The organism is Cohnella algarum (assembly GCF_016937515.1).
Classification (GTDB): Bacteria; Bacillota; Bacilli; order Paenibacillales; family Paenibacillaceae; genus Cohnella; species Cohnella algarum.
The window spans coordinates 4,044,416-4,058,227 of record NZ_JAFHKM010000002.1; the positions used below are offsets into that span (position 1 = coordinate 4,044,416).

Here is a 13,812-nt window from a genome sequence, read left to right on the forward strand (position 1 = left end):
CGCGGGCGGGCGAAGCCGGTTCCCGAACGATGCGGGCAAAAAATGAACGGCGCGCTCGGGCGCGCACGCCTATTATCGTCCATGCGAGAGAGAACGTCAAGAATGAAAACGTTCCCCTCATGTCCGCCGCCGGCCGAATAAGCGCTTTCCCTTAGCAGTTTATGCGGTTCTCGCCGGATCCGCATGGATGTTTCGACGGTCAGGCGCCGTACAATCGACGGTATTCCGTCGGGGTCATGCCTTCGTGCTCCATGAACCGCTTGTTGAAATAGCTGACGCTCGGATATCCCGCGTCGGCGGCGATTTCCCCGATTTTATCCTCTTTGCGCTCGAGCAGCCATTGTTTGGCCATCTGGAGGCGGCAGCGCGTGATGAAGTCCATCGGCGTCATTTTCATGACGGTTTTGAACAGTTTGCAAAAATAGTAAGAGCTGACCCCCGCGCGCTCGGCCCAATCTTCCAGCAAAAAAGGCTTTACGGCATCCCGCTGCATTTGCGGCAGCAGTTCCAGGATACGGTCGCCGGACGAGCCGGTCCGGCCTCCGACGAGCGGCACGGCCTGCTCGACGAACGCGGCCAGCAGCGCGTAGGTCAGCGTGGACAGGCGCGCCGGGAACAGCATCCGGTTCGTTTCGGCTTCCGCCAGAAGCTCCTCGTGCGCCTGCGACCAAGAATCGGGCTGGCGGAGCGTCCACAACTGGCTTTTGTGCAATCCCCGTTCGAGCATGTAATCCTGCAGCCCGCTGCCGTAAAAATGCACCCAGCGAACCGCCCACGGGTCTTCCCGGCTGCTGTAGTACCGCTGCTGCTGCTGCGGGAAATAAAGCACGGCTTCGCCGGCGTGCAGCGTCCGAACGTTGCCGTCAAGCTCCACGAAACCTTTGCCGGCGGCGACGAAGTGAATGTTGAAATTGTTCAGCGCCCCCGCTTCCCGCGTCACGCTGTGATCGGGAACATTCCGGTAAAACCCGACGGACTCGGGCAAACAGAAAAAAGACGTTTGCTGAAGGGTCAGCAGGTGGCTTTGACGGATCATGCTTGCAGTCCCCTATTATGACAATATTGTTATATCGTCATGCAAAATAATGTTATTTTCATTTTAAATAAACTTACCTATAATCGCAATATAGTCTTAAATAACAGACGAAAAGGCTGGGAGCGCCATGAACCGCAAATTAAGATGGGGAATTTTGGGCTGCGCCGGAATCGCCAAACGCGCGGTCGTGCCGGGACTCGGCGAGTCGAAGTTCAACGAGGCGGCCGCCATCGCGAGCCGCGACGCCGACAAGGCGAAAAGAACCGCCGAGGAGCTCGGCATTCCGGTCGCGTACGACAGCTACGAAGCGCTGCTCGCGGACGATTCGATCGACGTCGTCTACATCCCGCTGCCGAATCACCTGCACAAGGAATGGACGATTCGGGCGGCCGAGGCGGGCAAGCATATTCTGTGCGAGAAGCCGATCGCGCTGACGGCGCGCGAAGCGGCGGAAATGGCGGAGGCGGCGGCGAAGGCGGGCGTCGTGCTGGCGGAAGCGTTCATGTATCGCCATCACCCGCGTTACGACACGATCAAGGAGCTGATCGGCTCCGGGGCGATCGGGGAGATCCGGGGCATTCGCGGCGCCTTTACGTTCAACAACGCCGGGGACAAGGCAAACGTCCGTTACCGCAAAGATTGGGGCGGCGGCTCGATTTACGACGTCGGCTGCTATCCGATCAGCGCCGCCCGGCTGCTGCTCGGCCGGGAGCCGGAAGCGGCGACGGCGCATGCCTTTTTCTCGCCGGAGCATGACGACGTGGACATGATGGCGTCCGGCCTGATCGAGTTTCCCGGCTCGGTCGCGCTTGCGTTCGATTGCGGCATGTGGGCCGCCGGGCGGAATACGCTCGAAGTGCTCGGCACCGAAGGCATCATCGAAGTGCCGTCCGCGTTCGTGACCCGAGCTCCCGGCAGCGGCAACTTCTTTCTGACTTCCCGGGGAGAACGAAAAGAGATCGAGGTTCCGAACGTGAACGCTTACTCGGCCCAGGCGGATCATTTGGCGGGCGTCATCGCGAACGGCGAACCGCAGCTCTTCTCGCCCGACGACGCCGTGCGCAACATGAGGGTGATCGACGCCTGCCTCGCGTCCGCGCGCGAACGGACGCGAGTGGTTTTGGGTTAAAAAGGAGGCGCTGGAACGAATGGAGTACTTGACGATTCCGGGACTGGCGAAGCCCGTCTCCCGGCTGATGAAGGGAACCGATTATTTCAAGCACGACAGCTACGAGATCGCGGCCGCCAATATGGACGCGTTTCTGAGCATCGGCGGCAACGCCGTCGACTCCGCGCATATTTATTGCGGCGGCCAAAGCGAGGAAGTTCTCGGACGCTACATGAAGGAGAGGGGAAATCGGGACCAAATCGTCATTCTGACGAAGGGAGCCCACCACGACCGAAACGGGCCGCGCGTGACGCCGGAAGCGATCCGACACGATCTGAACGTCAGCTTCGAGCGGCTGCAAACCGACTTCATCGACCTGTACGCGCTGCACCGGGACGATCCGAACGTAGAGGTTGGACCGATCGTCGAAGCGCTGAACGAGCCGATCCGGGCGGGGACCGTCGGAGCGATCGGCGTATCCAACTGGACGTGGCGGCGGATACGGGAAGCGAACGAATACGCGGCGGCGAACGGGCTGGCCGGCTTTACGTTCAGCAGCCCGAATTTGAGCCTGGCGAAAGCGAACGAGCCTTTTTGGGCGGGCTGCGTATCCGCCGACGAGGAAACGTGCTCGTGGCACGAGCAAACGCAGCTGCCGCTGTTCTCCTGGTCGTCCCAGGCAAGAGGGTTCTTTACCGGCCGATTCTCGCCGGACGTTCGCGACGATGCCGATATCGTCCGCGTCTTTTACAGCGACGCCAACTGGGAGCGGTTGCGACGCGCCGAACAACTGGCCCGGGAAAAGGGCGCGACGACGATCCAGATCGCCCTCGCCTACGTGCTGAATCAGCCGTTTCCGACGTGCGCCCTGATCGGGGCCCGCTCGCAGGAGGAGCTTCGCTCCTGCGACGAGGGCTCGAAAATCAGGCTGACCCAGGAAGAACTTGCCTGGCTCGATCTTCGCATGGAGAGCGCGTAAGGAAGACGAACCGGGCCGCGTACCGCGTGCCGAAATCCGGCTCCGTGCCGCAACGGAACCGGCGAAGCGAATACCGATCGACGACGGCAGGCCATCCCCGCGCGAACAGCGTTCGCCGACGGGACGGCCTGTTTTCGCGTTGCCGCGTATAAAGGAAATTAATAGAAGCATCCTAAATCCGAATGGACTATGGCCGTCGTCTATCGCTTAACGGAGGCGAGCGGCCGGGAAGGGGGATGCCTATGCGACTGAGAAAAAGGCGCGGCAAGGCGCCGGAGCCGTCCGAAACGGAAAATAAGGATGAAGGTTCGCCGGAAGAGCGGCAGGACCGGATCGGCGATCGCTTGGAGGAGACCGTCGGCCGCCTCCAGGATAAGTTCGGGGGAAACGACGACTTTGTTTTGTGCCGGTTTCAGGTGTACGGACGCATTCCCGCCGCCATGTTCTACTATTCGAGCATGGTGGATTCGACGGCCGTCAACGAGGTGATCCTGAAGCCGCTCATGCTCGGTTCGCCCGCGTCGGAACAAGAGGGCGGCGAAAGCGGGAGCCTGCCGCATCGGCTGATCGACGACATTTTGTACCACAGCGGCTGCACGACGGAAGGCCGGTATTCCGCCCTGGTCGGAGCGATCGTGCGCGGGCAGACCGTGATCGTCGTCGAAGGCGAGACGGAAGCGATCGTCGTTCAAACGCGCAGCATTGACAAGCGCAGCATCGACACGCCGGCGACCGAGCAGGTCATTCGCGGCCCGCGCGAAGGCTTCATCGAGATGCTCTCAACGAACATGGCCTTGCTTCGCTACCGGCTGCAGACGCCGGAATTTCACATTCAAACGATGGAAATCGGACGGAAAACGATGTCGAAGGTGGCCGTCTGCTACATAGAAGGCGTCACCAATGCCGAACTGGTGAAGGAAGTGCGGGACCGGCTCTCCCGCATCGACATCGACGCGGTGCTCGACTCGGGTTACCTGGAGCAATTTATCGAGGACAACCACATATCGCCGTTTCCGCAAGTGCAGTACACGGAACGGCCGGACAAGGTCGTGGCCAACCTGCTCGAAGGACGGGTGGCGATTCTCGTCGACGGCTCTCCGCTTGCACTCGTCGTTCCGACCGTATTCAGCCAGTTTTACCAGACCGTCGAGGACTACACCGAACGCTTTCTGCTGATGAGCGCGGTCCGGATGGCCCGGTTCGTGGCGCTGATCTTTTCGCTCGTTTTTCCTTCGCTGTACGTGGCGATCATCTCGTTTAATCCCGAGCTCATCCCGACCGAATTCGCCGTTGCGGTGGCCGGGGGCCGGGCGGGCGTTCCGTTTCCGGCCGTGATCGAGGTGCTGGTGATCGAAATTGCGATGGAAGTGCTGCGGGAGGCGACGATCCGGCTGCCGCAGCAGGTCGGGGGCGCCCTGTCCATCGTCGGCGTGCTCGTCGTCGGCCAGGCGGCGGTCGCGGCCGGCTTCGTCAGCCCCATTACCGTCGTCATCATCGCCTTGACGACGATCGGCTCGTTCGCAACTCCCGCGTTCAACGTCGCGTTGGCGCTGCGGCTGCTCCGGTTCCCGCTGATCATTATGGCCGGCATTTTCGGCCTGTACGGCGTCATGATCGGGCTCATCCTGATCGCCAACCATCTGCTGTCGCTCAAATCGTTCGGCGTCCCGTACCTGAGCCCGCTCGTTCCCTCCGATTCCAGCGGCCTGAAGGATTTGCTTGTGCGCGGACCGCTGTGGTGGATGCAGAAGCGGCCGGCTTTCCTGAGGCCGAAAGAGACCGACCGGGTCCGTCCCGGCTTGGGGAAGCGGATTATGGCCGGCACGGATAACGTGCTGGACCCCGCCCGACAAGAAAAAAAGGAGCGGTAACGCATGAACAACGATCGGATTCGCGAGATTACGGCGATTCAAACCTCCGCCATCCTGATCAGCACCATCATTGGCGTCGGCGTTCTCGCCCTGCCGCTGTTCGCCGTTCAATCGGCCAATTCCGGCGGCCCGCTCGTCACGCTGCTCGCCGTCCTCTTCGCGTTTGCCGGGTTGGCGCTGGTGGCGGTGCTCGGCATGCGGTTTCCCCGCCAAACGATGCTTCAATACAGCGAGATCATTATCGGGAAATGGCTTTCCCGAATTTGCAACTTCAGCATCGTCGTTTTTTTTGCGATCTTGACCTCGCTGGCGGCCCGGGAGTTCGGGGAAGTGGTCATTACGGCGGTATTGCAGAAGACGCCTGTCGAAGTCACGGTCATCGTCATGCTGCTGCTTGCCGCCTTTTCTACGCGCAACGACGTTTTGACGTTCGCGTATATCCATCATTTTTACTTTCCGCTGCTGATCTTCCCGGCCGTGCTGATCGTCGCGCTGTCCTTGAAGAACGCGGAACCGCTCAACTTGCAGCCCATCTGGGGGAACGGACGGACGAACATGCTGGAGGGGACGCTCAACATTGCGGCCCTGTTTCAGGGATCCTTCGTGCTCATTACGGTCATGCCCCATATGAAGCGGCCCGAACGGGCGCTAACGGCGACCTTCTGGGGCATGCTGATCGCCGGGGGATTGTGCGTCGCGATCGCCGTGGCCGCGGTCGGCGTGTTCGGCTCCGAGGAAACGCTGAAGCTGCTCTGGCCGACGCTCGAGCTGGCGAAAACGACTTCGCTTCCGGCAAATATACTGGAACGGCTGGACGCGGCGTTTTTGGCCGTATGGGTGACGGCCGTGTTTACGACGCTTTTTTCCACCTATTATTTGACGATCGACAAGGCCAGGAGAATTTTCGGAATGAAGGAGCATAAGACGCTATCGCTTTTTCTGCTGCCCGTCGTCTTTTTCATGGCGATGCTGCCGCAAAACATTTTGGAAATGTACGAGATCATCAAGAGCATTGGGCGAATCGGCCTGATCGTGACGATCGGCTATCCGGCCATGCTGCTGCTGATCGCGATAATCCGGAATAAAAGAGGGGATCGCTCCAGTGAGCAAAAGACGGTCGAGAACGATTAGCTTGCTGCTGGGATGGGCTGCGCTGTCGATGGTTCTCGCGGGCTGCTGGGACCGGCTCGAACTGGAACAGCGCGCGGTCGTCCTGGGAGTCGCCATCGACACGGCCGACCCGGAGGCCGAGGAAGAAGAAAGTCCGATCACCCACCTCTCCGGCCGGTTTCCGGTACCGGACGAACGGATGATCCGCCTCACCGTGCAAATCGCCATTCCCGGCAAAATTCCGCTCGGACCCGGCGAAGGCGGCGGGGGCGGCAAGGGAGAATCGGGGCAAACGGTGTGGGTCATCGCCGTTACGGGCCATACGATCGACGATGCGCTCGTGAATTTGCAGCAGCAGGTGTCCGGGCGCCTGTTTTACGGCCATCTTCGCGTCATCGTCGTGTCCGAGGCCGTCGCGCGGGAGGGAATGGAAAATCTCAACGATTATCTTCGCCGCAACTCCGAGGTGCGGAGAATGGCCTGGATGATGGTCTCCCAGGGCAAGGCGGAGGATTTGATGAAGGCGACCCCGCAGCTCGAGCGGGTTCCGACTCTGTACTTGATTTCGACGATGGACAGCGCGGTCCGGATGGGGAAGCTGCCGGAAAACTACATCGGCATGTTTTGGAGCAATCTGTCGAAGCTGGGTCAGGAGGCTTTTTTGCCTTATGTAAGGATGAGGAAGGAACAAAACATCGAAATCAACGGTCTGGCGTATTTCAAGGGCGAAAAGATGATCGGCAAGACCAAGCCGCTGGAAATCGGCACCTATATGGCGATCAAGGGCTTGAATCCGGCCGGCTACCGGGGATTCGTCCGGCTCGAGCGGCCGCCGGGGATGGTGACGATTTTCGCCACTTCCCGCAGGGCGGCGATGCAGGTCCGAATCGTCGACAACGAACCGAAGTTCACCGTCCGGATGTTTACGGAGATCAACCTGGAGGAAAAGCTGAACAACGACTTCGACGTCAATTCCTCGGACGTGCTCGAGGAGATCCAGAGAGAGAACCGGAAGCAGCTCGCCAAAGCCGCAAAGGCGTTGATCGAGCAGACGCAGCGGAACGGCTCGGACATTTTCGGCTTCGGCGAATATTTGCGCGCCAAGAAGCCGCGATATTGGGACCGGGAGGTCAAGACGCCCGAGCGCTGGCAGAGCATGTACAAAAACGTGTCGATCGAGGTCGACGTGGATTCCCGGGTGCGGAGAATCGGCATGAAGGCGAATTGACGGGGGAGCGGGCGGAAGAAGGAGGAACGAACATGCAGGGCGGCGGCTACATGAGCTCGATCGGATATATGATCGGGTTAAGCATTTTGACCGGGGCGCTTATTTTGCTGATGGACGTCAGGACGTTCCGTAACGAAAAGCGGGAGAAGGAAAAGAAGACCGCCTCGGTTTTAGGCTGGTTCAACGTTACGCTCGGCTGCCTGCTGTATATCGCCAATTCGGTATTCAAGATGTGGTGAAGGCCGTCCGGCCCGATGCGGGAAGACGGGAAAAGGACTGCTTGTCCGTTATGGTGGGGTAACGGGCGAGCAGTCCTTTTCAAATCTATATATAAGAAAAAGGGGTGTAAGGTCATCCTATCCGCGAAGGCTGAACCGCAACTGAAGGCAAGCTTAAATTTTCATTAAAAATCGCATGGCGGTGCAAACTGAGAAAATTTTAACCCGGCCGGATGGCAATCGGAAATCTATGGTAGACTTGAGGAAAAAAGCGCTCAAAGGAGTCGGTTTTGCCATGGCACTCATCACTTGCCGTTTTTATTCGGACGTATTGCAGCTGAGCACTTCGATGACCGTCCTGCTGCCTCAGGAGACGACGACCCAAATCGGCTTGAAGGGCAGAAGCGGAAGCGGCGCGCATCCGACGCTGTACCTGCTGCACGGCTTGTCGGACGACGATTCGATCTGGCTCCGCCGCACGTCGATCGAACGCTATGTATCGGGGCTCGGACTCGCCGTCGTCATGCCCCAGGTGCATCGCAGCTTTTACGCGGACATGGCGTACGGCGGCCGGTACTGGACGTTCGTCAGCGAAGAGCTTCCGAGGATTGCGCGCTCGTTTTTTCCGTTGTCGGAAGCCCGGGAGGACAATTTCGTCGCGGGCTTGTCGATGGGCGGATACGGCGCGTTCAAGCTGGCGCTGCGCCACCCCGACCGTTTCGCGGCGGCGGCCAGCCTGTCGGGCGCGTTGAACGTTGCCGGCGGACTTCGCGAGCGGTTTCCGGAAGACTACGAACGGATATTCGGCGGACGGGAGGTCGCCGGATCGGACGACGATCTGCTGGAGCTGCTTGCGCGGCGGTCCGGCGAAGCCGGCGCGAAGCCGATGCTTTACCAGTGCTGCGGCACCGAGGATTTTCTTTACGATGACAATCGGCGGTTTGCGGACGCGGTCCGGGGGACGGGATTCGATCATACGTACGAAGAAGGACCGGGCGGGCACACGTGGGATTACTGGGACGCCCAAATCCGGCGCGTGCTTGCATGGCTGCCGCTGAGAGACCGGTAAGCCGGACAAGCGCCGATCGAATTCGGCCCGCGGCGACGCGAGCGCCTTTTTTTGTCGGCCGTTTTGCCGGGCGGGCCCGCTCGCGGGTTGAACCTGCATAAGATAGGTTAAAATGGTGATACAACGAAGCGGATGGAGGGACGACGATGAACAGTCGGATCGAAAAAGACAGTTTGGGCGAAATCAGGGTGCCGGCGGACAAGTTGTGGGCGGCGCAAACCCAGCGCAGCTTCGAAAATTTTAAAATCGGCACGGAGAAGATGCCGCTGCTCCTGATCCGGGCGTTCGCGATTTTGAAAAAAAGCGCGGCTATCGTGAACCGGCAACTGGGGGGACTCGACGGGGACAAGGCGGACGCGATCTCGGCGGCGGCCGACGAAGTGATGACCGGCGTCTGGGACGATCATTTTCCGCTCGTCGTTTGGCAAACGGGAAGCGGAACCCAAACGAATATGAACGTGAACGAAGTGATCGCAAACCGCGCGAATCAAATATTGCAGGGCAAAGGGATCGAGAAGCGCGTTCATCCGAACGACGACGTCAACCGTTCCCAAAGCTCGAACGACACGTTCCCGACGGCGATGCACATCGCGGCTTATGCGGCCGTTGTCGACGAAGTGCTTCCGGCGGCCGAACGGCTTCGGGCGACGCTCGCGGACAAGAGCGCGTCGTTTGCCGATGTGATCAAAATCGGCCGCACGCACCTGCAGGACGCGACGCCGATTACGCTCGGCCAGGAAATCAGCGGCTGGGTGCGCATGCTGGAGAAATCCGGGAACATGGTTCGCCAAAGCGCCGAATCGCTGCGGGAGCTGGCGCTTGGCGGAACCGCCGTCGGCACGGGGCTTAACGCGCATCCGAAATTCGGCGCGGCGGTTGCCGACGAAATCGCGAAATGGACGGGCAAGCCGTTCGCGACCGCGGAGAACAAGTTCCACGCGCTGACCAGCCACGACGAGCTCGTATTCGCGCACGGAGCGCTCAAGGCGCTTGCGGCGGACTTGATGAAAATCGCCAACGACGTGCGCTGGCTGGCGAGCGGCCCGCGCAGCGGCCTCGGCGAGCTGACGATTCCGGCCAACGAGCCGGGAAGCTCGATCATGCCGGGCAAGGTGAACCCGACCCAAAGCGAGGCGCTGACGATGGTCGCCTGCCAGGTGATGGGCAACGACGCGGCGATCGGCTTCGCGGCCAGCCAGGGCAACTTCGAGCTTAATGTGTTCAAGCCGGTCATCATCTACAATTTCCTGCAATCGGCCAGGCTGCTTGCCGATGCGGTCCGCTCGTTCGACGAACGCTGCGCGGCCGGCATCGAGCCGAACGTACCGGCGATCCGGGAGCACCTGAACCGGTCGCTTATGCTCGTAACCGCGCTTAACCCGCACATCGGCTACGACAATGCCGCCGCCGTCGCGAAGCTTGCGCATAAGGAAGGCATTTCGCTGAAGGAAGCGGCGCTGAGGAGCGGCCTGCTGACCGAGGAGCAATTCGACCGCATCGTCCGGCCCGAGCGGATGATCGCGCCGGAGGCGGACGGATAGGAAGCGAAGCCGCGTCAACCGGATCGCCGGCGAGTCGGTTATTGACGGACGGCTCGTGCGCGGAGAGCCCCGGAAACAGGTTGAGACTCAGGTCTCCGCCGGTTTCCGTGCCGCTCTCCGCTTTTTTTTCGCCGATTTTGGCGGCTGACCCGGAAACCGCAAAAAAAACCGCGCTTTTTCCTGCAAAAAACATCGCTCGGGCACCGAATCGCCCGTGTTATACTAGGCGAAAAAGGGAGGCGAGCCTGTGGCTGGATGGCCGTCGCTTGGGCGCAGCGTATTCGTCAAATTTTCCGCGGCGTTTATCGTCGTCGGGCTGATTCCGTTGTTTGCGCTCAGCTATTTTTCGCTGCGGACGTTTTCCGGTCATGTGGAACGGAATACGGTGAACAACCTCGAACAGATGGTTTTATATATGAGCTATAATTTGAACAACGTGTTCTCCGATTACGACGATATCTCACAGCTGATGTACTTCAAAGGCTCCTCGGTCATTACGAATCAGAGCGCCGGCGTCAACGAGCAGGAGCGGATCAATCAAATTCCGATCGACGATTTTTTGAGCACGATCCTGTTCGGCGACCCGTATATCCGCAACGTTTTTTTCGTGCGATCGCTGGACGGCAAGCTTTATACCCAGACGAAAGACAACAAGGCGCTCCTTCCGGATCGGCTGCCGCTCGAGAAATGGCGCGAGCCGCTGCGCGAGCGTCCCCGGCACCTTGCGATCATCCCGACCCACGAAGAGGACTATTACGTCGGGTCCGAAGCCAAAGTCATGACGATCGGCCGGAACCTGATCGATACGTCCGGGAGGATTCAAAGCGAACCCGACGTCATCGGAACGTTGTATTTCGACGTCGATCTGGCCGTCATGGACGATTTGTTCCTCGAGCTGAACCTGAACAAAAAAGACGAGCTTTACGTAAGGGACGGCGGCGGCGGCACTTTCTTCGCGAACCGGGAGCCGGACGCGGTCAAAGCGAAAGCGGCGGGGGCAAGCCCGTCCGACAAGCTGACGTTCCGGCAGGAAATTCCTTATCTCGGCGGAGAGGTCGTCATCCGCCTCGACAAGGCCGAGCTTTACGAGCAGCTCTCGACGACGCGGACGACGGTCATCGTCGCCATCGTCATATGCTCGCTTGCGCTCGCCGTGACGGGCGCCTGGTTCTCGCGGCGCTTCTCGGCACCGATCCGCAGCGTCATCCGGCAAATGGTGAAGGTCGAGTCGGGCAATTTCGACGTTCAGGCCGTCAAGGGAGGCAGGGATGAAATCGGCCGGCTCGCGCACGGCTTCAACCGGATGGTGGAACGGCTGAAGGCGTACATCGACGAGGCGTACGTCGCGCAAATCAAGCAAAAGCAGACGGAATTGAACGCGCTGAAAAGCCAGATCCGGCCGCATTATTTGTACAACACGCTCGAGGTGATCCGGATGAACGCCGTTCACAGCGAGGCCGGGGAAGTCGGGGATATGATTTTGTCGTTGTCCAATCAGTTGAAATACGTCATCGACTACGGCGAGGAGCTCGTGACCATCGAACGGGAGCTTGAGCATCTGACGGATTATTTCTATATTATTCGGGTTCGGTTCGAAAACCGGATCGAGCTTCGCTGCGAACTGAGCGGGGAAGTGAACCCGGCCTGGCTCATGCCGAAGCTGTCGCTGCAGCCGCTCGTCGAAAACGCCGTGCAGCACGGCATCCGCCCGAAGGGCGGCAAAGGCTCGGTTCTGGTCAGCTTCGAAAGGGAAGGCGAAGCCGTGGCGGTTACGGTGATCGACGACGGCGTCGGAATGGAGCCGGGCGAACTGAGCCTGCTGGAGAACAAGCTGAGCGATCCGCAAGCGCCGGCAAGCGGCATCGGGCTGAAAAACGTTCACGAACGATTGAAAACGCTTTATGGGCCGTCCTGCGGACTTGCCGTCGGCAGCCGAAAGCATGTCGGCACATCGGTCAAGTTCATCATTCCGGTTCGGGAAGGAGGAATCGCGCATGGCGATACGGGTCGTATTGGCCGATGACGAGCCCCTGATCGTGAAAGGACTGCGCAAGCTGATTCCATGGGAGACGTTCGGCATGGAAATCGCGGGGCACGCCTTCGACGGCCGCGAGCTGCTGCGGCGCATCGAAGAAGAAAACCCGGAGCTTGTCGTCAGCGACATCTGCATGCCGCATTTGTCGGGAATCGATATGATCAAAGAGCTGAAAAACAGGGGATCGTCCGCAAAAATCATTTTTATAAGCGCCTATCAGGAGTTTGCCTACGCGAGGGACGCCGTCGCGTTCGGCGCCGTGGACTACATCGTCAAGCCGGTCGTCCGCGAGCAATTGGAGAAAGCCGTCGCGAAGGCGGCCGACCTGATTCTGGCGGAAAACGAGGAAGTCCGCCTTAAGGACAAGCTCCGGCTGCTGGAAAGCAAAACGGAAAGCGAGCGGATGCGGGAATGGCTGGAACAACTGGCGGACGGGCTGTTGTCCCCGGAGACGGAGGCTTTTCGGGCGCTGCTTGCGAAGATGGAGGGTCCCCTTTATACGATTGCCGTCGTCGAGCCGGACGAAGCGGCCGGAACGTCGGACCGCTGGCCGGCGCAGGAGCGCAAGCTGATCGAATTCGCGGTGGAAAACGTGCTGAACGAGCTCGTTCGGGACGCCGGGCGCGGACAAGTATTCCGGAGGGGCAGCCGCCACGTCGTCGTCGCGACGCACCGTCGGCAAGACGAAGCGATTGCGCTCATGGACGACATCCGCGAAAAGATCAACCTCTATTTAAAGCTTTCCGTCTCCATCGGAGTCGGCCTGCCCGTCGGGGATGCCGGACGCCTGGCCGATTCGCGGAATCAGGCCGAACAGGCGCTGAAAACGAGCTATTTCGAGGGCAAAAACAAGGTTCTCGTCTACCGCGAAATCGCGTCCGGCGGCGCAGCGGAAAGCGAGCTGTTCGCCGTGCAGCAGGACATCGTCCGCCGGATCGGCGCGGGCGACTGGGCGCAAGCGAAGCAAACGCTCGAACGGCTGCTCGAGCTTATTCGCGCCGCGGCGGAAGGCAATCCGGAGCTTGCCGTTTCGACCGCATTTTCTTCCGTGCTGTTTATCGTGCAGGAACTGAAAAAACACGGCGTTTCGCTTGACGGGGAAAGCTTCGACATGCAAGGCCTGCAAAGCCGGCTTGGGGGTTACCCGACGTTCGGGGCGCTGTCCCAGGGCGTGCGCGAGCGAATCGAAACGCTGATCAGGCGCATCGAGACCCGGCCCGGAAACCGGGAAAAACCGCTGATGGCGCGGATCAAGGCGTATATCGAAGAGCATTACGCCGAAGAACTCACCCTGGAATCCGTCGCCGCCATCGCCTTCATGAATCCTTATTATTTCAGCAGCTTTTTCAAAAAGCACACGAACCGGAATTTCAAGGCGTACGTGACCGAAATCCGGATGAATCGCGCCGCCTGGCTGCTGGCGCAGACGGATCTGATGGTGTACGAAATCGCGGAGAGGGTCGGCTATCAAAACGCCCGGCATTTCAGCGACACGTTCAAAAAAACGTACGGCAAGCTCCCGAACGAATACAAGCAATCGCTAAAAAAGTAGCCGCGAATTTGTTAAAACTGCCGCACACGGCGCTTAAAAAACGTCATTGGTCGGCTGGCGGGGCG

11 protein-coding genes are annotated in these 13,812 nt (G+C 59.9%); 10 read left to right on the forward strand and 1 reads right to left on the reverse strand.

What is annotated here, in order from left to right:
• Window positions 1-199: 199 nt before the first annotated feature.
• Window positions 200-1,036 carry an AraC family transcriptional regulator gene (locus JW799_RS18075; RefSeq protein ID WP_080840734.1) on the reverse strand — a complete coding sequence of 279 codons (837 nt, stop codon included), beginning with the start codon at window positions 1,034-1,036 and terminating at the stop codon, window positions 200-202.
• Between the two features lie 127 nt (window positions 1,037-1,163).
• Between JW799_RS18075 and JW799_RS18080 the strand changes: the two genes are divergently transcribed.
• From JW799_RS18080 to JW799_RS18125, 10 genes are all read left to right on the forward strand, one after another.
• On the forward strand, window positions 1,164-2,165 hold the full coding sequence (locus JW799_RS18080) for a Gfo/Idh/MocA family protein (RefSeq protein WP_205431007.1): 1,002 nt from the start codon (window positions 1,164-1,166) through the stop codon (window positions 2,163-2,165).
• A gap of 19 nt (window positions 2,166-2,184) precedes the next feature.
• On the forward strand, window positions 2,185-3,123 hold the full coding sequence (locus tag JW799_RS18085) for an aldo/keto reductase (RefSeq protein ID WP_205431008.1): 939 nt from the start codon (window positions 2,185-2,187) through the stop codon (window positions 3,121-3,123).
• Between the two features lie 242 nt (window positions 3,124-3,365).
• A complete protein-coding gene (locus JW799_RS18090) occupies window positions 3,366-4,994 on the forward strand; it encodes a spore germination protein (protein ID WP_420830636.1) in 1,629 nt (542 codons plus the stop codon).
• Window positions 4,995-4,997: 3 nt separating this feature from the next.
• Window positions 4,998-6,125 carry a GerAB/ArcD/ProY family transporter gene (locus tag JW799_RS18095; protein ID WP_205431010.1) on the forward strand — a complete coding sequence of 376 codons (1,128 nt, stop codon included), beginning with the start codon at window positions 4,998-5,000 and terminating at the stop codon, window positions 6,123-6,125.
• A complete protein-coding gene (locus JW799_RS18100; protein ID WP_338026290.1) occupies window positions 6,097-7,332 on the forward strand; it encodes a Ger(x)C family spore germination protein in 1,236 nt (411 codons plus the stop codon). Before JW799_RS18095 ends, JW799_RS18100 begins: the two co-directional genes overlap by 29 nt.
• 32 nt (window positions 7,333-7,364) lie before the next feature.
• The gene (locus JW799_RS18105) at window positions 7,365-7,571 is read left to right on the forward strand and encodes a CLC_0170 family protein (protein WP_205431011.1); all 207 of its coding nucleotides are present in this window, start codon (window positions 7,365-7,367) and stop codon (window positions 7,569-7,571) included.
• Between the two features lie 274 nt (window positions 7,572-7,845).
• The gene (locus JW799_RS18110) at window positions 7,846-8,619 is read left to right on the forward strand and encodes an alpha/beta hydrolase (RefSeq protein WP_080840727.1); all 774 of its coding nucleotides are present in this window, start codon (window positions 7,846-7,848) and stop codon (window positions 8,617-8,619) included.
• A 146-nt stretch (window positions 8,620-8,765) separates the two neighbouring features.
• On the forward strand, window positions 8,766-10,160 hold the full coding sequence (fumC, locus tag JW799_RS18115; protein WP_205431012.1) for a class II fumarate hydratase: 1,395 nt from the start codon (window positions 8,766-8,768) through the stop codon (window positions 10,158-10,160).
• 247 nt (window positions 10,161-10,407) lie between these two features.
• Entirely contained in the window at window positions 10,408-12,183 is a 1,776-nt protein-coding gene (locus JW799_RS29705) for a histidine kinase (protein WP_205431013.1), read from the forward strand.
• On the forward strand, window positions 12,155-13,747 hold the full coding sequence (locus JW799_RS18125) for a response regulator (RefSeq protein ID WP_205431015.1): 1,593 nt from the start codon (window positions 12,155-12,157) through the stop codon (window positions 13,745-13,747). The genes JW799_RS29705 and JW799_RS18125 overlap by 29 nt, the downstream gene beginning before the upstream one ends.
• The last annotated feature ends 65 nt before the right edge of the window (window positions 13,748-13,812 follow it).